This window comes from Maribellus maritimus (assembly GCF_022267315.1).
GTDB classification, from domain to species: domain Bacteria; phylum Bacteroidota; class Bacteroidia; order Bacteroidales; family Prolixibacteraceae; genus Draconibacterium; species Draconibacterium maritimum.
In genome coordinates this window covers 17,385-38,898 of the sequence record NZ_JAIKLE010000040.1, presented here as the reverse complement: position 1 = coordinate 38,898, position 21,514 = coordinate 17,385, and the positions used below count along the sequence as shown (strand labels likewise).

19 protein-coding genes are annotated in these 21,514 nt (G+C 37.3%); 5 read left to right on the top strand and 14 right to left on the bottom strand.

Annotated elements, in window-relative coordinates:
- Nucleotides 1–17 precede the first annotated feature (17 nt).
- The 4 genes from K5G00_RS24420 to K5G00_RS24405 all read right to left on the bottom strand — a co-directional run bounded on the left by K5G00_RS24420 (nt 18) and on the right by K5G00_RS24405 (nt 7,383).
- Nucleotides 18–3,263, bottom strand: a complete 3,246-nt coding sequence (locus tag K5G00_RS24420) for a TonB-dependent receptor (protein ID WP_238769132.1) — start codon at nt 3,261–3,263, stop codon at nt 18–20.
- Nucleotides 3,264–3,490: 227 nt separating this feature from the next.
- Nucleotides 3,491–4,612 carry a FecR family protein gene (locus tag K5G00_RS24415; RefSeq protein WP_238769131.1) on the bottom strand — a complete coding sequence of 374 codons (1,122 nt, stop codon included), beginning with the start codon at nt 4,610–4,612 and terminating at the stop codon, nt 3,491–3,493.
- Nucleotides 4,613–4,675: 63 nt separating this feature from the next.
- Nucleotides 4,676–5,245, bottom strand: a complete 570-nt coding sequence (locus tag K5G00_RS24410; RefSeq protein ID WP_238769130.1) for an RNA polymerase sigma-70 factor — start codon at nt 5,243–5,245, stop codon at nt 4,676–4,678.
- Between the two features lie 29 nt (nt 5,246–5,274).
- Entirely contained in the window at nt 5,275–7,383 is a 2,109-nt protein-coding gene (locus tag K5G00_RS24405; RefSeq protein WP_238769129.1) for a S9 family peptidase, read from the bottom strand.
- A 74-nt stretch (nt 7,384–7,457) separates the two neighbouring features.
- Here K5G00_RS24405 and K5G00_RS24400 point away from each other — a divergent pair, with 74 nt between their 5' ends.
- The 4 genes from K5G00_RS24400 to K5G00_RS24385 all read left to right on the top strand — a co-directional run bounded on the left by K5G00_RS24400 (nt 7,458) and on the right by K5G00_RS24385 (nt 12,464).
- A complete protein-coding gene (locus K5G00_RS24400) occupies nt 7,458–8,789 on the top strand; it encodes a sodium:solute symporter family protein (protein WP_238769128.1) in 1,332 nt (443 codons plus the stop codon).
- A gap of 130 nt (nt 8,790–8,919) precedes the next feature.
- Complete coding sequence (locus K5G00_RS24395; RefSeq protein ID WP_238769127.1) at nt 8,920–10,863, top strand: PAS domain-containing sensor histidine kinase; 1,944 nt, start codon at nt 8,920–8,922, stop codon at nt 10,861–10,863.
- Between the two features lie 12 nt (nt 10,864–10,875).
- Nucleotides 10,876–11,277, top strand: a complete 402-nt coding sequence (locus K5G00_RS24390) for a response regulator (RefSeq protein ID WP_238769126.1) — start codon at nt 10,876–10,878, stop codon at nt 11,275–11,277.
- Nucleotides 11,278–11,282: 5 nt separating this feature from the next.
- Entirely contained in the window at nt 11,283–12,464 is a 1,182-nt protein-coding gene (locus K5G00_RS24385) for a hybrid sensor histidine kinase/response regulator (protein WP_238769125.1), read from the top strand.
- Here K5G00_RS24385 and K5G00_RS24380 read toward each other — a convergent pair.
- The 4 genes from K5G00_RS24380 to K5G00_RS24365 are packed head-to-tail and all read right to left on the bottom strand — an operon-like array spanning nt 12,461 to nt 16,203.
- Nucleotides 12,461–14,242 carry an aminopeptidase P family protein gene (locus K5G00_RS24380; protein ID WP_238769124.1) on the bottom strand — a complete coding sequence of 594 codons (1,782 nt, stop codon included), beginning with the start codon at nt 14,240–14,242 and terminating at the stop codon, nt 12,461–12,463. The genes K5G00_RS24385 and K5G00_RS24380 overlap by 4 nt on opposite strands.
- Nucleotides 14,229–14,762 carry an NUDIX domain-containing protein gene (locus tag K5G00_RS24375; protein ID WP_238769123.1) on the bottom strand — a complete coding sequence of 178 codons (534 nt, stop codon included), beginning with the start codon at nt 14,760–14,762 and terminating at the stop codon, nt 14,229–14,231. Before K5G00_RS24375 ends, K5G00_RS24380 begins: the two co-directional genes overlap by 14 nt.
- Nucleotides 14,762–15,664: an alpha/beta hydrolase gene (locus K5G00_RS24370; protein ID WP_238769122.1), complete on the bottom strand. Its 903-nt coding sequence runs from the start codon at nt 15,662–15,664 to the stop codon at nt 14,762–14,764. Before K5G00_RS24370 ends, K5G00_RS24375 begins: the two co-directional genes overlap by 1 nt.
- A gap of 2 nt (nt 15,665–15,666) precedes the next feature.
- A complete protein-coding gene (locus tag K5G00_RS24365) occupies nt 15,667–16,203 on the bottom strand; it encodes a hypothetical protein (RefSeq protein ID WP_238769121.1) in 537 nt (178 codons plus the stop codon).
- Nucleotides 16,204–16,303: 100 nt separating this feature from the next.
- Here K5G00_RS24365 and K5G00_RS24360 point away from each other — a divergent pair, with 100 nt between their 5' ends.
- Nucleotides 16,304–16,942 (top strand): LysE family translocator, encoded by a 639-nt coding sequence (locus K5G00_RS24360; RefSeq protein WP_238769120.1) that lies wholly within the window; start codon nt 16,304–16,306, stop codon nt 16,940–16,942.
- Nucleotides 16,943–16,953: 11 nt separating this feature from the next.
- On the opposite strand, the gene K5G00_RS24355 is transcribed toward K5G00_RS24360, so the two are convergent.
- From K5G00_RS24355 to K5G00_RS24330, 6 genes are all read right to left on the bottom strand, one after another.
- Nucleotides 16,954–17,757: an SDR family oxidoreductase gene (locus K5G00_RS24355; RefSeq protein ID WP_238769119.1), complete on the bottom strand. Its 804-nt coding sequence runs from the start codon at nt 17,755–17,757 to the stop codon at nt 16,954–16,956.
- Nucleotides 17,758–17,954: 197 nt separating this feature from the next.
- On the bottom strand, nt 17,955–18,506 hold the full coding sequence (locus tag K5G00_RS24350; protein WP_238769118.1) for a 2-oxoacid:acceptor oxidoreductase family protein: 552 nt from the start codon (nt 18,504–18,506) through the stop codon (nt 17,955–17,957).
- An 11-nt stretch (nt 18,507–18,517) separates the two neighbouring features.
- Nucleotides 18,518–19,306 (bottom strand): thiamine pyrophosphate-dependent enzyme, encoded by a 789-nt coding sequence (locus K5G00_RS24345; protein WP_238769117.1) that lies wholly within the window; start codon nt 19,304–19,306, stop codon nt 18,518–18,520.
- On the bottom strand, nt 19,284–20,405 hold the full coding sequence (locus K5G00_RS24340) for a 3-methyl-2-oxobutanoate dehydrogenase subunit VorB (protein WP_238769116.1): 1,122 nt from the start codon (nt 20,403–20,405) through the stop codon (nt 19,284–19,286). The genes K5G00_RS24345 and K5G00_RS24340 overlap by 23 nt, the downstream gene beginning before the upstream one ends.
- A gap of 93 nt (nt 20,406–20,498) precedes the next feature.
- Nucleotides 20,499–20,723: a 4Fe-4S dicluster domain-containing protein gene (locus tag K5G00_RS24335; protein WP_238769115.1), complete on the bottom strand. Its 225-nt coding sequence runs from the start codon at nt 20,721–20,723 to the stop codon at nt 20,499–20,501.
- Between the two features lie 218 nt (nt 20,724–20,941).
- Nucleotides 20,942–21,508: a Crp/Fnr family transcriptional regulator gene (locus tag K5G00_RS24330; RefSeq protein WP_238769114.1), complete on the bottom strand. Its 567-nt coding sequence runs from the start codon at nt 21,506–21,508 to the stop codon at nt 20,942–20,944.
- Between the last annotated feature and the right edge of the window lie 6 nt (nt 21,509–21,514).

The following is a 21,514-nucleotide window of genomic DNA, read 5'->3' as shown; positions in this document are numbered from 1 at the left end:
AATTTCATTTTAATTTTTTAAAAAATAACCTTCAATCCAACGGTATATGATTTAGCATTCGGATAACTTCCATAATCCAAACCGAGGTTACGATTAGAGTTTGTATTTCCGCTAGTATTATAATTTACTTCAGGATCGTAGCCCCTATATCCGGTTATAGTAAATAAATTTTGTCCACTAACATATAGCCGTACATCACTTAAACCAATCCTTTGTACCACATTTTTAGGTAGATTATATCCCAATGATATATTCTTCATCCGGACATAACTTCCATCCATAATCCATCGTGTAGAAGAAATCCTTGAACGCCCGGAATTAGCCATTGGAATATCGGTATTGGTATTTGTTGGAGTCCATCTGTTGAGTGCTTTTGTAGTTGAATTTGCAACTCCACCCATTAATTCGAGTTCCATCAGAGTAAAGCTATAAATATCATTCCCTTGCGACCCCTGAATAAAAAAGTCCAAATCAAAATTCTTGTACGAAAAAGTATTGTTCATTCCCCAAATAAAGTCCGGATGCGGGTTTCCAATAATTGTACGATCTTCACTGTCCAAAGAACCGTCTCCACTAATGTCTCTGTATTTTTCACCTCCTGCGTCCTGTTCAAATCCTGAGCCTGGAAGGAAATCGTCGCCTTCCTGGTATACACCATCATATATATAGCCATAAAATACCCCTACAGGCTCTCCTTCTCTCAACACATGAGTGTCTCCAAATCCAACCATATGCCCGGGATTAGCAGAATAAAAGATATCATTTCCTTCGGGTAACTCGAGAACCTTATTTTTATTGATCGAAATGTTGAAGCTTGTATTCCATGTCAGTGTTTTCTGAATATTTACAGTTGACAAAGAGAATTCAAAACCTCTATTTTCTACGCTTCCAATATTGTCCATCATACTTGAAAACCCAGAGTATTCGGGGAGAGGTACACTAAAAAGCAGATCTGTTGTTTTCTGATGATAATAATCAGCAACCAAATAAATCCGTTGATCAAATAGCCCCAGATCCAAACCAATATCAAGTTGCCCGGTGCTTTCCCATGTAAGATTATCGTTTGCAACAGAAATGGGACGAACAGCATTTACCGAAGTTCCGTTTATGATGGTGTAAACTGTACCAAACTTTGCCAGCGACTGGTAAGCACCAATGGCCTGGTTCCCTGTAATACCGTAACTTCCTCGAAGTTTGAGCATACTAACTTTCTCCTGTTCTTTCATAAAATTTTCTTCGGCAACATTCCATGCCAATGCTCCCGAGGGGAAAAACGCCCATTTATTGTTTTTGGCAAAGCCTGAAGAACCATCATAACGTCCATTCAGGGTAATCAAATACTTATTGTTAAATTTATAATTGATCCTTCCATAATAAGACATTAGCTCCAACTCATTGTAACTTGATGCATTGTTATTTATTGAACCACCTCCAATATTCCACCATTTGAAATTATCAGTTACAAAACCCGTGCTGTTGGCATTCCAATATTCCCCGGTATATGATTGGTACGAGATACCTCCCATCGCCGAGAAATCATGTACATTGTTAAATACTTTTGAATAGGTTAAATAACTTTCACTTATTACATCTGTATTTTTATGAGCATTAATCCTGGCTGATCCGCCAACATTCCTTCCGGCATTCAACTTTGTTGAAATATACAATCCATCCCGGTCATTATATGTTTTTGCACCAAATGTAGCCCTTAGTTTAAGGGAAGGAAGTAGCTCCAGTTCGCCGTATACATTGGCCTGCAACAAGTCTGCCACCACATTGTTTTTACGCTCTTTGGCAATTGCATAGGGATTATCTCTCGGGTCACCAACCGGAGAAAGAGTATAATTACCATCTTCTTCTGTAACCGGGATGCTGGGAGCCATGGTAAAAGCAGATGCAATAATTCCGGTGTTTGTTGTACCTCCACTACCTTCCTGTGTATGCGAGCCGTCACGATCGGTACGTTGGGCAAATAAGTTGGCTCCTAGTTTTATTTTATCCGACAAATTAAAATCGACGTTACTGGTAATTGAGTAACGTTTATACTTTGACTCAATAATGATTCCTTTGTGGTCGTATACAATTCCTGAAACATAGTATCTTACATCTTCCTTCCCACCAGAAAATGATAATTGATAATTCTGAACGGATCCGTTTTGAAAAATCATATCCTGCCAATCTGTATCAGCTTCGGGAGTAGCCGGAAGGGTTCCCGGATTTGCATCGTTTACATAATCTACAAAGTCCTGAGCACCCAGTAAGTCAAGCCTGTTGATTTCCTTTTGTAGTGAATATGAAGTGTTTAATTCAATTTTGGTTTCACCACTTTTCCCTTTTTTTGTTGTAACCATAATAACACCATTGGCTCCTCTTGACCCGTAAATTGCTGTAGCAGACGCATCTTTCAAAATTTCGATTGATTCAATATCCTCTGCTGGTGGCAGTGTTCCTCCAGGGAAACCGTCTACTACGTATAATGGATCACTCGAAGAGTTAATAGAGGTACCTCCACGAATACGAATTTTGTAAGAAGCACCCGGCTCTCCGTTGTTTGCAGTAATTTGTACACCGGCAGCACGACCTTGTAACGCCTGTGCTACATTAAGAGATGGGAAAGCAGAAATCTCCTCTGTTCCTACTGTTGAAATAGAGCCGGTTAGATCACTTTTCTTAACCGCACCATATCCGATTACTACAACCTCTTCAAGGCCTACTACATCTTCTTTTAAAGTAATGTTAACCATTGTTTGAGTGCCTGGAGTTACTTCTTTTGATATATAACCGATGAAAGAAGCAACAAGTACCACATCTCCTTCAGGAACATCGGGGATAACAAAGTTCCCATCCAAATCGGTTACTGTCCCGATAGTAGTGCCTTTTACAACTACTGTTGCCCCGACAAGAGGCTCTCCGCTTTCAGAGTTTATTTTACCTCTAATTGCATTTTGTGGAACAACTGTTTTATTTGGAGAAATTACAATAAGATTATTTGCAAGTATAGAATATTTGCTACCGGTTCCTTCCAACAAATTATCCAGAATTTGTTCCACCGTTTTATTCTTGACATTTACTGTCTCATGTTTTCTATTTTCTAATAAGTCGTTATTGTACAGAAATTTAAATTCACTTTGATTTTCAATTTCCTCGAAAACATCAACCAAAGTTACATTATGCAAGTTAACAGAAAGTTTTGTCTCCTGCGAATAGGCAGTTCCAAAAACCTGTACTGTTGTAAGCAGCAAGAAAAGAAATGTAAATTTCATAGTTAATAAAATTTTCAATAGGCTCTTTTTTAGGCAAAAGCCATCAGTTTCAAACTTTTTTTTCATAGTTTTGATTTCCTTTAATTAAATAATTATGTAATTTTTTCCGTTGAAAAACGGATGAATTCCAAATCGGGGAATGTTGACGCATTTCCCGATTTTTGTAGGGAAACTAAGTTTTATTTTTCATGAGTTTTATTTTTTATCTGTTTATAAATTCTGTTTGCTTAGTTTTTAAGTTTTTCAATTTCAATTCGGTTTTTCTCCATTTCATAAGTAAAAGGCAACGAAATACTTAAAGCATCAATAGCCTGTTCGATGGTTTCTTTTTCAAATATTCCGGTATACCTTGCGCTTTTTAGTTCCTCATCTTTGATAATTATCTGCACGTTATACCAACGTTCCATTTTTACTGCCAACTCATCAAATCTTTCACCTCTAAAAACCAATTTATTATCCTTCCAGGAAACAAAAGGTTCTACGTCCACCTCTCCGTTAATTTTCATGATTGGCTGCAATTTGGCCTTTTCCAACTCTTCTGATTCTTTCTCATCTCTCAAGTCGGTCTGGTTATTCGATCTTTTTTCCGGGCCTAAGATCTCAACCGCATTTTGACTCTTAATTAACACAGCCTGTTCTTTTGGCTTCAGATATATGGGCTCCTTTATTAACTTTTCGCCTATTTTGCCGGTGATAGAAATTGAACCATTAACCAAAGTAGTTTCAACAACATCTTCATCATTGTATGATTTGACATTGAATTTAGTACCCAAAACCTGAATATTTATAGATGAAGTTTTTACATTCAGTTTCCGTTTCGGATTCTTCTTAATATCAAAATATGCTTCGCCTTCCAAAAAAAGATTTACCTCTTTTCCTTTAAAGTCCGCAGGATATTTTATGTGAGATCCTGAATTCACCCAAACTTTGCTTCCATCGGGAAGCAATACTTCAGATCTTGCTCCGTAAGGAACCTTAACACTTGAATATGATGCTTTTTCGGGAATAATTTTCCGGACAAAAAAACCAACTCCAAAAGTAATAATCACAAGAGCTGCTATTTGCAATACCGTTTTCAGATTTTGATTTAGAATTTTCCTTTCTTTAAAATGTTTTGATTCTTCTTCTATCGCGAGCAATGCAAATCTTTCCCACTCCGAATCGATGTTTGCATTCTTTATTTTGGTGTCGTATTGCGCGGTTTCCCAAATATCTTTTAAATGATAATAAAGCTTTTCATTTTCGTGGTCAGAATAAACCCACTTAAAAAGCTTTACCTGTTCATGTTCCGAAATATCATTTTTTAATTTCCTGACAATCAGACTTATGTACAAATCATCTATTTTCATTCCGGTAGTTGTTTATATTATGACAATCGATTGCATAAAACTACGTCAAAACGAAGCGATTTTTTATTTTTTTGAAAAAAATCCCAGAAAAAGAGTTAAAACTTTGTTTTTGAATTTTTCGCGAAGAATAACCATCGCTCTGTAGATTTGGGTTTCAACAGTGCGAACAGGCAGATGAAGTTTCTCTGCTATTTCTTTATTCTTCAACTCCTCAAAACGACTCATTTTAAAAGGAATACGATATTTATCAGGAAGTTCATCTACCGCTTTCTTTAAGCCTTGCTGCCACTCTTTCTCCACCAATGTCTGATGCGTATCGTAGAACTGAATTTCACGGGCAGAACGTTCAATTTCAGCAGCTTTAAACTCACGTTCAACACGTAAATGTTCCAGATAGTTTAAACAGTTATTTCTTACAGAACGATATAAAAAAGCTTTTAAATTGTCTATTTTTTTTTCCTTTTGTTTCAATATGTTGAGGAAAGCATCTTGCACCAGATCTTTAGCTACCTCTTCACTTTCCACGAATTTGAGCGCATAAAAAAAAAGGGGAGCATACATTTGCCGAAATATATGCTCCAACAGTACACTTTGACTCTCTTTTAAATTATATTTTTCTCTGTCTTCGTCCATAAATAATCCCTGCCAAAGAGGAACTTTTCTTACTCGTTCATCCCCAACTGATCAAAAATAAAGGCGTATTCCAAAGCGGTATCTTCTATCCATTGAAAACGCCCCGACGCCCCTCCGTGGCCATAATCCATGTTCACATGAAAAATTAACAAATTATCGTCGGTTTTTAAATCGCGTAATTTAGCCACCCATTTTGTCGGCTCCCAATATTGAACCTGCGAATCGTGTAATCCGGTGGTTACCATCATTGCCGGGTAATCTTTTTCTGCCACATTGTCGTATGGAGAGTACGACATCATATAATAATAATACTTTTCAATTTTGGGATTCCCCCATTCATCAAACTCACTGGTAGTAAGTGGAATACTTTCGTCGAGCATGGTTGTTACCACGTCAACAAAAGGAACATCGGCAATTACACCTTTGTATAAATCAGGGCGAAGATTCACAACAGCTCCCATCAAAAGGCCTCCTGCACTGCCGCCGTTGGCAAACAATTTATCGGAGTTTGTATAACCTTCGTCGATCAGAAATTGAGCACAATCATTAAAATCGGTGAATGTATTCATTTTGTTTAAAAGCTTCCCGTCTTCGTACCATGCACGCCCGTTAATTTGTCCGCCGCGAATATGAGCTATGGCGTACACAAATCCCCGGTCAAGCAAGGGTAAAATAGAAAGCCGGAAAGTTGGATCAATTGTATATCCATACGAACCGTAACCATAAATCAATGCCGGATTCGTTCCGTCTTTTTCCAATCCTTTTTTATACACCAGCGATATCGGAATCTTTGTTCCGTCCATTGCCGTCGCATAAATACGCCGGGTCTCATAATCATCTTTGTCAAATCCCCCCAAAACCTCGGTTTGTTTCAACAGCTTCCGTTCTTTGTTTTTCATATTGAAATCGAAAACCGAATGGGGTGTTGTTAAAGAACTATAGCTAAACCTAAAAATATCGGTATCAAAATCATAGTTTATATCTGAACCTACAGTGTAAACTTCTTCATCAAAATCGATATAATACTCATCACCATTCCAGGGCATGACCCGTAATTGTGTGATTCCTTCTTTTCGTTCAGAAACGACAAGATCATCCTTAAAAATATCAAAATCGGAAAAATATACATCTTTACGATGCGGAATAACTTCTTCCCAGTTTTCCTTTTCTGTTTCGCTTACAGGTGTTCTTACCAATTTAAAATTTAAAGCATTCAAATTTGTACGGATGTAAAAATAGTCGCCAAAATGATCGACCGCGTATTCCAATCCCCTTGTTCGTGGCTGGATGATTTTGAATTCTCCCCGTGGATTGTTTGCATCCAGAAAACGATATTCCGAGGTAAGTGTACTCTCGCTCCCGATAATCAGATATTTATTCGATTTTGTTTTATAAATAAAAGTTGAAAATGTTTCATCTTCTTCATAAAATACTTCCACATCATTTTCAACCGGTGTTCCCAGAATATGTTTCATTATTTTTTCGGAGCGTAGTGTCACATCATCTTTTAAAACATAATACACTGTTTTATTGTCGTTTGCCCATACGGAACTCCCGGTTGTTAAAGGGATAGCATCATCAAATATTTCGCCTGTTTCCAGGTTCTTAAAATGAATGGTGTATTTCCTTCGGCTCACGGTATCAACACCAAAAGCAACAATTTTATTATCGGGACTAACCGAGGCTCCTCCCAACTGGTAAAAATCATAACCTTCGGCCATTTTGTTTACGTCCAACACCACTTCCTCGTCAGTATCTAATGAGCCCTTTTTGCGGCAATACAAATAGTATTCTTTTTCAGGAACCGTTCTTTGATAATAATAATAACCGTTTTTTTTATACGGCACCGATTCGTCCTCCTGTTTTATTTTCGATTTGATCTCTTCATACAGCTTTTCCTGCAAGGGTTTGGTGTGTTCCATTACCGCATCAGTATAAGCATTTTCAGCTTCCAGGTACTCAATCACCTTTGGATCTTCCCGGTCATTCATCCAAAAGTAATTATCAGTTCGGCTTTCTCCGTGGTTGGTTAACTCTGTTGGGTTTTTATCGGCAACAGGTGGCATTATCTTTTCTTTTGTATTACAAGCCCACAAAAATAAGAATACCAGTGAAAGTGGAAAAATTAAAGTTTTCATAGCGCATTGTTTTAATTTGAAGGGCTAAAATACGATATTGGAACATAAATTCCGATATTTGTCCATCTGAAATTATGCAGATACAAATTATTATAGCAGTTTACTTTCTTGCTTTAATTGTTATCGGGGTATTTTCTTTTTTTAAGATAAAAACCCCTGGCGATTATTATGTTGCAGGAAAAAAAGCCGGTTTTATTCCGGTTAGCGGAAGTTTGCTTGCAACTCTTCTCGGAGGGTCAGCAATTTTAGGAACCATTGAGCTTGGGCAGCAAATCGGATGGGCTGCACTTTGGTTGCTGTTTTCAGCAGCTTCCGGCTTACTGTTTCTCGTTCCACTTTCAAAATATGTAAAACGATTTGGAAATTATACGCTCCCCGAACTTCTGGGTAAATTTTATGGAAAAAGAGCCGAAATTATTGCTTCGGCTGTTATTCCTGTTGCATGGCTTGGAATAGTGGCTGCACAAATTATAGCTGCTGCAAAAATTTTAAACGGACTGCATATTGTGAGCTACTATCCGGCCGCCATCGTTTCCGGTGTAGTATTTATTGTGTATACCTTAATTGGTGGCCAGCACAGCATCATTAAAACTGATACAATTCAATCGGTTTTGATAATAGCCGGGATAATTTTTATTACTTTCTATGCGGTTAAACACCCGACTTCCGGTGAAGTAGAGCATTTCTCCCCCGCTTTGCTTTTTAACAATAACTTTAAACCTTTTGATCTTTTAATACTTCTTCTTACCTACTCCGTAACATTTGTTGTTGGCCCCGATATTTATTCCAGGTTATTTTGTGCAAAAGATGAAAAAACGGCTTCAAAAAGTGTGCTTACAGTAGCGCTTATTCTTATTCCTTTGTCATTTGCACTCACTTACCTGGGAATTTATTCCAACACAGTTGAATCAGCCGGTATTATTGATTTTGCAGAACATCTTTTACCCGGTTGGATGTATGGATTATTTCTTGCTGCTTTATTATCTGCTGTCATGTCATCAGCCGATACTACTTTGCTCACCTCTTCGATTATTTTGGGAGAACTTGCCACCGGAGATCTAAGCGGGAAATCGTCCATAAAACTCACGAGACTTTTAGTTATTATACTGGGAGTTACAAGCATTTTTATTGCTTTGTTTGTAAACTCAGTTATACAATCATTACTTTTTGCCCTGACATTGTTTTCCGGGGCTTTTACTGTTCCAACTTTATTCGGATTATTAAGAATTAAGGTGGATAACAAGCAAATAATTCCCGCAATTGTTGCCGGCGGAACAATCGCATTAACCGGGAAAATAGTCAATACTTATTTTAATGATCTAACAGGGAACATAATAATTATTTTTTCCTTTCTGATAAGTACAATCATCTTGTTTTCAACGACAATAAAAAAGCAGAGGAAGTAAATCCTTTTCAAAATCGGAATGAACCTGTTGAATCTTCTTTTTTTTTATATATTCAACCTATATTAACAAACTTAAAGGAACTAGCTGCCATAAAAAATTCTAAGTAATAAATTAGAATTAAACTTGATTTATGGAAAATTCGGAAAAATACAAAAGACTGATAGAAAGCCTCGAAAACGAATACTTTTTCTACTCCCACAATTTAGAAGGTAAATATCTTTATATAAGCCCTTCTGTTGAAAAAGTTCTCGGTTATTCAGTTGAAGAAGCGTATGGTGGAATTGTTAAACACATGACCAACAGCGAACGTAATAAAAAAACAATCGAAACACTAAAAAAAAGTGCTGGTGGGGAAAAACAAAAAACATTTGAACTTGAGTTACTTACCAAAAACAAACAAGTTAAAATTATCGAAATAACTGAATCTCCTCTTTGTAATAATAAAGGTGAAATTGAATCGATTGAAGGCGTTGCCCACGACGTTACCGAGCGCTCAAATCAGGAAGAAATAATAAAAAAGCAAAATATTAATTTACAAAAACAGGAAGAAGAGTTAAGACAAAACCTGAACGAACTAACCAAGATAAACGAATACAATGAAAGTTTAAAAAAAGAGATTGAGAAAAGAGAACAATTATTGTTAAATATTATCAACGAAATTCCTGAAAAGATATTTTTAAAAGACAAGAATGGACGATTTATTATTGCAAATACACCTGTCGCGAAAAATTATGGACTAACACCAACAGAACTAATCGGAAAAACAGATTTCGATTTTTATCCTCAAAAGGAAGCTGAAAAAAAACATAAGAGAGAAAAGGAAATTATTAATAGCGGCAAAGGAGTTTCGTACGAAGAAGGCGATTTTAATAAAGAGGATGGCCTTATCGTAAACACAAGAATAAAGCCGTTTAAAATAGATTATCTTAATATAACAGGCGTTCTTGGTGTGCAGGTTGACATAACCCAGATCAGAAAAAAAGAAACAGAGCTTAAAAAGCTAAACAGGGAATTGAAAACGCACCAGGATGAACTGAAAGAAAATCTAAAAGAAATAACGGCAACAAAAGAAGAGCTGGAGCGAACTTTGGAAGATTTAAAGGAAACCCAGTCACAACTTGTACAGTCTGAAAAAATGGGGGCGCTGGGTAACCTAATTGCAGGCATTGCACACGAAATAAATACTCCAATTGGTGCTATCAACGCATCTGTAAGTAACATTTCAAATTCGCTGGATAATTCGATGCAGAACCTATACAAACTGTTTACAAAACTCACAAAAAAGGAACTTCTTATTTTCCTGCGAATTATGGGATTGATGGAAAAAAGTAAACCTGCACTCACATCCAAACAGAAAAGGCAATACAAAAAAGAAATTCGGAATAAACTGGATAAGGCAAATATTGAAAACCCGCACACTGTTACCGATATACTCATATATTTAAATCTCTATGAAGAGGTTGATAAAATTATTCCGCTGCTCGATGTTGAAGATCCGGAGTTTATACTGAAATCGATAAAAGATATTTATTCTGTCCGGAAAAACGCGGAAAACATTAAACTGGCTGTTGACAAAGCATCAAAAGTAGTTTTTGCACTGAAACGGTTTGTTCATAAAGATTATTCTGACAAAAAGGAAAAGGCCGATTTAATTGAAAATATTGAAACGGTTCTTACATTGCAGCACAATCAACTAAAGCAGGGAATTAAAGTTGTTAAGGAATTTGACGACATTCCTTTTGTAAACTGCTATCCTGATGAACTCGTGCAGGTTTGGATTAATTTTATCTCCAATGCTATACATGCGATGGAAAATCATGGAACTTTAACCATTTCCGTGAAAAACCTTAAAACACATGTGCAAGTTAGTATCAAAGATACCGGGAAAGGTATTCCGGAAGAAATAAGAGAAAAAATATTTGAGCCGTTTTTTACCACAAAAAAATCGGGTGAAGGCACAGGAATCGGTCTTGACATAGTGCAAAGAATAGTTGAAAAACATAATGCTGAATTGAATTTGGAAAGTGAGGTTGGAAAAGGTGCTGCTTTTATCGTAACTCTTCCGGTTGATTAAATCAAAAAGAAAATGAAGAAAGCAATAGTTTGTGTGGATGATGAGAATATTATTCTGGACAGTTTAGGCGAGCAGATAGAAAATATGTTTGGTAACGAGTTTATTTATGAATATGCCGAAAATGCAGAAGACGGAATGGATTTACTGGAAGAACTTACAGAAGAAGGAATTAAGGTGATGGTTATCGTATCCGATTGGTTGATGCCTGGTAAAAAAGGAGACGAATTTTTAATTGAGGTGCATAAAAAATTCCCGTCGATTATTAAAGTAATGCTTACCGGACAAGCAGATAACAAAGCAATAGAAAATGCAAAACAAAATGCAGAGTTATATGCCTATATAAGTAAACCCTGGACGCAGGAACAATTAGAAAAAATTATACGAAAAGGAATTTCTGAAAATAACGAAATATAAAAGATATGGGTAAACAAGTTATTTTGTGTATTGATGATGAAGAAATTATTCTTGATGCACTTGAAGAGCAACTAAATAACTTCTTTGGTACCGAATACGATATAGAAACCTCAGACAGTGGTGAAGATGCGCTTGAATTTTTCAGGGAGCTTCAGGAAGAAAATATACATGTGCCGGTAGTAATTTCGGATTATATTATGCCAGGAATGAAAGGCGACGAATTATTAAAGGAGATCCATAAACTTTCTCCCGGTTCACTAAAAATTTTACTGACAGGCCAGGCCAGTATTGAGGGGATTGGAAACGCAATAAACAACGCCCAGCTTTACCGTTTTATAGCAAAACCATGGGATAAAGACGATCTGGTATTAACAGTAAGAGAAGCCATTAAAAGCTTTTTTCAGGAGCTCCAAATCAGAAAACAAAATGAGGAATTAAAAAAACTAAATTCTTCATTAGAAGAAAAGGTAAAATTAAGAACACAGGAGCTTAGTATCGCCAACGCTTCGAAGGACAAATTTTTCTCAATTATTGCCCACGATTTAAAAACACCTTTTAATGCTCTATTGGGACTTACTGATGCACTGGTTCAAAACTGGGAAATTTTTGACGACAAAAACAAAATCGAATTTATAAAGGATTTAAATGCAAGTTCAAAAAACACCTATAACCTGATTCAAAATCTTCTTGAATGGTCACGTGCGCAAACCGGGAGAATTGTTGTCAATCAAACGGAATTTATTCCGCATGAGGTAGTCTTTGAAAATATTGGCGTACTCGCAAAACATTCCGACAGCAAACAAATAGAAGTGATCAATAATGTTCCGGTTGAAATCGTTTGCCATGGAGATAGAAATATGATTTCTACCGTTTTTAGAAATCTGATATCCAATGCAATAAAATTTACCAATCAAAAAGGTAGAATTGAAATAAACGCCTCTGAAAACGGAAGATTCTGGCAATTCTGTATCTCTGATTCCGGAATCGGAATAGACGCAGAAACTCTTTCAAAACTTTTTGACATTACAGAAAAGACCCAACGCATTGGTACTGCTAACGAAGAGGGGACCGGACTTGGCCTTATTCTTTGCAAAGAATTTATCATCAAAAACAGGGGTAATATTTTTGTTGAAAGTGGTCCCGGAACAGGGAGTAAATTTTATATTACTCTTCCTAAGACAAACTAAACGGGTTTGGTAATTTCCAGTAAAAACGGTTGTATTAATTCATCCATAAAAGGTAATAATTCTTTTCTTACCCGCTGGTGATACTCGTTTATCCAATCAATTTCTTCCGGCGTTAGTAAACTGATATCGACTAAACCGGTATCAATCGGGCAGAGCGTAAGTGTGTCGAATCCCAAAAATTTCCCAAATTCTGTTTCTTCCTTTTCAATGCAAACAATCATATTCTCGGTTCGTATACCGTATTGTCCTTCCCGGTACATTGCCGGCTCGTTCGAAAGCACCATTCCGGCATCGATTGTATTTACATTAAACTCTTGCCTGATTGCCATCGGTCCTTCATGAACATTTAAAAAATGCCCTACTCCATGCCCTGTACCGTGCCCGTAATTAATACCGCTTTCCCAAAGTGCTTTTCGGGCCAGAATATCAAGATGACATCCTTTTGTTCCTACAGGAAAAACAGCCAGCGTCAGGCCAATCATTCCCTTTAATACCAAGGTAAAATCCTTCTTTTGGCGTTCTGTTATTTCACCCAGTGCGACAGTTCTGGTAATATCAGTCGTTCCCTGCAGATACTGACCTCCTGAATCGAAGAGCAAAACCCCATCCTGTTCAAGCGGCAGTGCATCATCCGGACCTACGTTTAAATGGACAATTGCACCATGACTTTTATATCCAACAATTGGAGGAAAACTTTCTCCTTTAAAATCCTGCTGTTTTGCCCTAAACTCGGCTAACTTTCTACCAACAGAATATTCTGTAATCTTCTCTTTTCCTATATTCTGCTTTAACCAAAAAAGAAATTCGACCAATGCGACACCATCTTTTATCATTGCCTGGCGAAATCCTTTGAGTTCAACTTTATTTTTCCGGGCTTTTAAAAGTGCAGTAATTGAAGTTCCCTCTGCTAACACATTTCCACTTTTTTCCAGTGTTTCGCAAATAGAATAATTCGCGGTTGACGGATCGATAAACACACTCTTTTTCCGAAGTTCTGAAAGCCAGGGGAAAAAATCGTCGTAGCTATTTACTGTAATTCTTTCTCTTTCCAATTGTTGCTGAAGCTCAACAGACATTTTATTTTTATCAGCAAAAAGAATCATATCAGTTTTGCCCACGGCTGCATACCCCGTAAATACCGGATTATAATTTACATCAGAGCCGCGCAGATTAAACAACCACGCCAGTTCATCAAGCATGGACACAATATGGTAATCTGCATTGTATTTTTTTAGCTCAGCAACGATTGTATCCTTTTTCTCTTTCCTCGAAAGACCTGCGTATTTAATTTCGAGTTCAAAAATACTATCATCCGGAATTTCAGGCCTTTCCTCCCAGATTTTATCCAAAAGGTCGTTTGTTTTTACCAGATTTATACCTTTTTCATCTAATACATTTTCAAAAGAGCGGAAACCGTTTACGGTAACCGACTGAGCATCAATCCCGACTTTACTTCCTTCTGGTAATTTTTTAGCAAGCCAGTTTTCAGGAGAAACAGCGTTCGGAACCCGCAGTTTAAACATCTTTATTCCCGAGCCTTTTAATTGCTCTTCTGCCTGCAAAAAATAGCGTGTATCTGTCCACAAACCTGCTTCTTCCTGCGTAATTACAACCACTCCGAAAGAACCGGTAAACCCGGTAATAAACTCACGGGTTTTCCACCTGTTTGGTAAATACTCGCTGGAATGCGGGTCGGTTCCCGAAATATAATATGCATCCAGATTTTGTTTTAACATTTCCAGGCGCAGCGCCTTAACTCTCATTCTAATTTCGTTCATTTTGAAAATATTGTTGTACAAAATGTTTTATTGAAGGGGCGGGAATATCGTTGTAATCTATTTCCTGCTCACTGTAAAATTTATAATCAAGGATATCATCCATTGCACGAAGACCTTGGGTTGTTTCGGGAATAACTTTGAATACCAGATCGATGGTAAAAACACTAAACTCTGAAAAAATATACTCGTTGGGTGCAGAACCAAGATAGCGAAATGACCGGATCTTTAGTCCCAGTTCTTCAAATAACTCCCTCCTTAATGCATTTTCAACAGTTTCCCCCGGATCAACAAAACCTCCCGGCAAATCAAGCTTTCCATAACCAGGGTCAATGCCTCGTTTGGTTAACATTAGCTTTCCTTCATCGTTCACAACCAACGCAGCAACCGCCGCAGAAGAATTTGCAAAATAATGAAAACCGCAACTTTTACATTTTAACGACCTTTCTCCGGCCACTTTAAAATCGGAAGAACCGCACTTTGGACAAAAACGCATTACCTTTAGAGGATGGGTATCTCGCATCAATCGATTATTTTCTGAGCTTTTAACCATGAATAAAACAATTCCGGCCACTGATCAACGGGTAAATCTTTTTTGTTCATGCCAAAACCGTGCCCGCCATCTTTAAAAATATGCAACTCCGCAGGAACATCATTTTCTTTCATCGCCAAATAAAACTCTATTGAATTTCTTGGAGGAACAGCACCATCGTCGTCAGCCAATATAAAAAATGTAGGAGGTGTCTCCGGCGTAACCTTCATTTCGTTTGAATATTCGGAAATCATTTTCCAATCGTGTCCTTCACCAATAAGATTCACCCTCGAGCCCATATGTCCAAATGCTTCCCTTAGCGTTACCACCGGGTACAACAACAACATAAAATCAGGCCGGCAACTTATTTGTTCAATCACATCATTGCTTTCTTTATTTCCATAATCAAAATGGGTACCTACAGTAGAAGCTAAATGACCTCCGGCGGAAGAACCTGCAATTCCAATCTTCTCGGAATTTATCCCCCACTCTGCCGCATTTTTTCTAACAATACGCACAGCGCGTTTTGCATCAGTCGACGGAATTTCGTGATTTCCATATGGCAATCGGTATTTCAAAACGATTCCTGCCACACCTTTTGAAGCCAGCCATTTTGCCATATCGTACCCCTCATGATCCATTGCCTCTATAACATAACCACCGCCGGGACAAATAACTACAGCAGCACCTGTGTTATTTTCCTTTTCAGGGAGATAGACATACATTTCTGCTTCAGAAACATTTCTCACCCGAACACCATCATATTTTTCCTCCGGCTCTTTCATTCCATTATCATTTGGGGCACCGTTAGGCCATACTTTAAGGATTTTATCCTGTGCAAATGAGTTTACATTTATTATCACCAACAAAATAAGTGTTATTTTTTTTATCATAATTATTTCGATTTTGCTCCTACAAAGTAATGTTCTTTTTCTGAAAATAAAATATTAAAAGTGGTTAAGGAGCCATAGATCCGGGTAATATATTGTTGAATATTAACTTTTTCCTCATCGGTTAAAACACTGTGACTGTTTATGTTTTGTTCTAAAACCCGCAAACGATCACGCAGCATAATAATTTTGTGAAAAAAAGCTTCAACCGGAATTTCTTTTGGTTTTAATTCTTTATTTGCCGGTTGCAAAAGCATGGTTCCGCCTTTCCATTTTTCACCCAATGGAACCACTTCGCTCAACGCACCATATTGATCTAAAACATAACTCATTACCTTTTCAACTTCAGCAATTGTGAGCCCTGTTTTAGCAGAAACATCTTCATTTTTCTGAATAACTTTTAAATCAGTATTTCGCTTTGTAATTTCAATTTTGCCACCACGTTCAAAAAAAATTTCGTATGCTGTTAAGTTATTTTTACTTACTATTCCCTCTCCGTAACGCGGATGATCAACCCGGGTTCCCACTGTTAATTCTTCCATAATGTTTTTGTTTGATAATTTAAATGTAAAAATATTTATTTCAACTGATAAATTACTACTCAAATATCTGATTCATTCACAAAAAATTTACTTTTATAACATGATTTTTGAATTTATTGTTAAAGGAATAATAATAGGATTTCTTGCGTCTCTTCCTGTGGGTCCAATAAGCATTTTAATCATCCAAAGAACAATCAGAAACAGCAGATACTCCGGTTTTTATTCGGGAATTGGAGCTGCTACTTCTGATACTGTTTACGCCACAGTAGCTGGTTTTAGCCTGTCAATTATAATTGATTTTATCCGTGTAAACGAAATCTATTTAAAAATTGGGTGTTCAATGGTTTTGATTCTTTTGGGAATAGTTATTTTCTTTAACCATCCTGAAAAAAAAATTGAGAAATTGAATCGTAAACCAAATACTTTAGCAAAAAATCTCTTTACAACATTCCTGCTTACTTTTACAAATCCGCTCGTTGTTTTTTTACACATTGGAATATTTACCACTTTCGGAGTTGTTTTGAATGTTACACGTCTCAACCATGCCGTTTTAATTCTCGCAGGCTTTTTTGTAGGAGCAGTTCTTTGGTGGTTTATTTTAACTGGATTTATTAGTTTGTTAAAGAACAGGATTGACACAAAGATCTATTCTTGGTTTAACAAAATAGCCGGAGCTTCAATTGTCATTGTTGTTCTGGTTTCTCTGACAATTGTACTAATCCGGAATATTAGAATCTGAATAAAGGAGCATCAGCGGAGTGGTGAATCGGGTTCGCTGGCAAACATTCTGTACATCACTCCGTCAACCAAATCGGCCCACATCTTAGCCATAAAAACGGTAAGCTTCCCTTCTACTACTGTCAGAATAATTTTCCGTCTTCTTCTTTTTACAGCCCTGTATATGTGACCAGCACATTCCTCTGCCGACATCATTTTATTCTCGTTCCGGGGTGTCTCACCCTGCTGCCGGCCATCAGCCACCAATGCCGATTTACGAATTTCGGAAGTAGTAAAGCCCGGAGCGGCGACAAGTACATGTAATCCAGAACGCCGGTTTTCAACCCGAACTGTGTCCAAAAATCCTCGAACAGCAAATTTTGAGGCAGAATACCCTGTTCTTCCTGGTAATCCGAGATAACCACCCACAGAAATGACCCCGACTAAGGAACCTTTACTTTCCAATAAATAAGGCAAAGCAAATTTTGTACAATAAACTGTACCCCAGAAATTTACATCCATCATTCTATGTAATACCGGAAGCTCCACATTTTCGAAAATTGCACGCATCGAAATCCCGGCATTATTTATCAGGACATCAATTTTACCAAATCTACCTATTGCTTTATCAATCAAATCTCTGCAATCTTCAACCAATGAAACATCGGTTTTTACAGAAAGTATATTCGTATTTTTAAATTCCCTTTCCAGTGCATGTAACCTTTCAATCCTTCTTGCAGCAAGCACGAGATCCCATCCTTCGGCTGCATACTTCTGAGCCAATGCTTTTCCGATTCCCGATGACGCACCGGTTATAACAACAACTTTATTTTGCATAAAAATTTAAGGTAGATCGTTTTGGCAAAGTCACTATAATAATTTTAGCGCAAAGTAAGAAAATTTCCTGTATTAAAAAGAGCCGACTTCGCTTTTATCCATCATATTTTGTTGTATGTTTTAGATTTTGAGATGAAAAACAAATAAAAAAAGCCCTCCCAATTTTGAAAGAGCTTCTGCATTAAGTAAGTAATATTTTAAACCGCTTGCATCGTTTCAACTATTTCCTGACCTTTTTTTATAGCCTCTAAATTTAAAGGGATTAATTTATGATACCTTTCAGGAAGAGATTTTTCAAGGCCTTTTTCAACATTATCCAAACTAAGAATAGGCTTCACTTTCAGGTAACTTCCAAACACTATCATATTGAAAACTTTTGGATTTCCCATTTCAACAGCAGTTTTTGTTCCTTCCACCCTGAAAATATTAATATTTGTGCGGGTTGGAGGATGAATTACACCGTTTGGATCATACAGCAATGTACCACCGGGCTTTACTGCTTTCTCAAATTTATCCATACTCTGCTGGTTCAAAATAATGGCAGTGTCGAATTCCTGCAAAATCGGTGAACTAATTCTTGTGTCACTTACAATTACAGTTACATTGGCTGTCCCGCCCCTCATTTCCGGCCCGTAAGAAGGAAACCATGTAACTTCCTTGTCTTCCATAATTCCGGAATACGCCAGAATTTTTCCCATAGAAAGTACACCTTGTCCACCAAATCCGGCAATTATAATTTCCTCAGTCATAATTTTTGGTTTTAATTTTTTGAAACAGGTTCACCTTTTACACCATCTTTTAAATCGCCAAGCGGATAAAATGGAAACATATTGTCTTCCATCCATTTGTTTGCTGCAACCGGTGTCATTTTCCAGCCAGAGTTGCAAGTAGAGACTACTTCAATAAAAGACGTACCTTTTTTATCAAGTACATTTTGAATACCTTTTTTTATGGCACGTTTACATTTTCTAACAGATGCTGCATTATGAACTGCCTGACGTGTAACATACGAAGTTCCGGGAAGTTGAGCAATCAACTCTGTAATTTTCATTGGGTATCCGTTCAAATCGGCATTTCTTCCAAAAGGCGTTGTTGAAGTCACCATTCCATCCAATGTTGTTGGTGCCATCTGACCTCCTGTCATTCCGTAAATTCCATTGTTAATAAAGACAACAAGTATATTTTCGCCACGGTTGCAGGCGTGCATAATTTCACCCGAACCAATGGAAGCCAAATCCCCGTCACCCTGATACGTAAATACAAATTTATCAGGATTTAAGCGTGCCACTCCTGTTGCAACTGCCGGCGCCCTTCCATGAGCTGCTTCCTGCCAGTCCACATCAATATAATTGTAAGCAAATACGGCACAACCAACTGGTGCAATTCCAACAGTTTTTTCCTGAATGCCCAGTTCGCCTATTAATTCAGCAATTACTTTATGAACCACTCCGTGTGAACACCCCGGACAGTAGTGCATTATCGTATCTGTCTGAACCTCTGATTTGTCGTAGACCAGATTTTCCGGTTTAATAATATCTTTTAACTCCATAACTAATCTCCCATGAAAATTTTTCTTCCAATGCTTCAACCACTTCACCCGGTGTAGGAATAATTCCTCCCATCCGGCCAAAATGTTCAACCCGGGTATTTTTCCCGGCTTCATAAACTGCTAATTTGATGTCTTCAATCATTTGCCCAGCACTCATCTCAACCGATAAAAATCCTTTTGCTTTTTCAGCCAGTTTATTTATCGCTTTTTTAGGAAAGGGGAAAAGTGTTATAGGGCGTAGCAAACCTACTTTTAATCCTTTTGCACGTGCAATTTCAACTGATTTCTGGCAAACCCGTGAAGAAGTTCCAAATGCAACTAAAATATATTCTGCATCGTCACACATAATTTCTTCATACCGGCAATCCTCTTCTTCCATCTGTTTGTATTTCTGCTGGAAACGCAGATTATTGGCTTCCATTTTTGCAGAATCCATTTCCAGTGAAGTCACAACATTTCGTTCTCTGTCTATTGCTTTTCCAATGGTTGCCCAAGCACCTGATTTAACTTTGATTTCCTCTTCTGTCCAGCGAGGTTTAAAATCAGCCAGTTCTACTCTTTCCATCATTTGACCGATAGCACCGTCGGTTAAGATCATTGCCGGATTACGGTATTTAAAAGCCAGTTCAAACCCCAGAGCAACAAAATCATTCATCTCCTGAACCGACGCAGGCGCCAAAACAATCATCTTATAATCACCATGGCCACCTCCTTTTACCGATTGAAAATAATCAGCCTGAGAAGGTTGGATTGTTCCCAGCCCCGGCCCTCCGCGCTGTACATTAATTATTAAACAGGGTAACTCGGCTCCGGCAATATATGAGATTCCTTCAGCCATTAAACTAATTCCCGGACTGGAAGAAGAAGTCATTACTTTTTTCCCGGAACCTGCAGCTCCGTAAACCATGTTAATAGAAGCCACTTCGCTTTCGGCCTGTAAAACCGTCATTCCGGTTTCATTCCAGGGTTGACGCGCCATAAGTGTCTCCATAACTTCTGACTGAGGTGTAATGGGATAACCGAAATATCCGTCGCATCCACAGCGGATGGCGGCTTCGGCCAGCACCTCATTTCCTTTCATTAATCTTAATTCTCCCATTACTTTCTAAATTTTATTATTGATTATCTTTTAAGTCAAACTGATATATTTTATTTATCTTTTGAAATAAAATTGATGTTTCGAAAAGTGGACTTACACTTTTACCCGATAAACAGTGATACATGTATCAGGACAAACAACGCCACAGTTAATACACCCAATACAATTTTCAGGATTTTCCATATACGAATAATGATAACCACGGCTGTTTACTTCTCTATGTAAAGCCAAAACCTCATGCGGACATTCATTTACACAAACACCGCATCCTTTACATCCCTCCTTGTCAACCACAACTGCTCCTTTAACTTTTGCCATTTTGTTGATTTTTCTGATAAATTTAAAAAGCTTTCTGTTTAAAAAAACCCATAAAAATCAGGTTATACCCAAATATTTTTGTGTGGTGAAAATCTTTAAAAGAAATGAATAGTTTCCTGTCAGATTATTAAAATATCACAACAAATAATTCGAGTTTGATTTTTCTAAACAAAACTATTTTTATTCAAGCAAAAAGAATGCAACTAATGTTGCGAATTTTAGATTTTATAAAGGAAACGCGTTAAAATGTTGCGGTGAATTCCGAGATAAGATGCTATATGTTGCCGCTGTAGTTTTGCACCAAGTTCAGGGTTTTCATTAAAAAACTTACGAATACGTTCTTCGGCATTTAATGACTGAAAAGAATGAATTCTGTCCATCGCCTGAATGTAACTTTCTTCTGCCAGTATTCGGACCGTTCTTTCAAACATTCTGTCGGAATCGAGCAACGTTTTAAATTCACCCTTATCAAAATACAAAAGTTCGGAGTCTTCGTAGGCTTTTATCGACTCGGTTGAGTCTTTACCGGTATAAAAACCACGATGGTTACTTACAATAAAATTGTTTGGAGGAAAGAAAAACCGTGAAATCCATTCAGCACCGCTTTCTGCAATATAAGTAGCGTAAAGCAGTCCGCTTATTAAAATTCCTATTTTATTTGTTTGCTCCCCGTAATCGATAAAACAATCTCCTTTTTTTAGTGACACAGGTTCGTGTTTCAAATCGAGTTTCGAGATAAGTTCAAGAGTTAAATTGTAACGGGATATTACTTTGTTTTTATCCATTCTTTG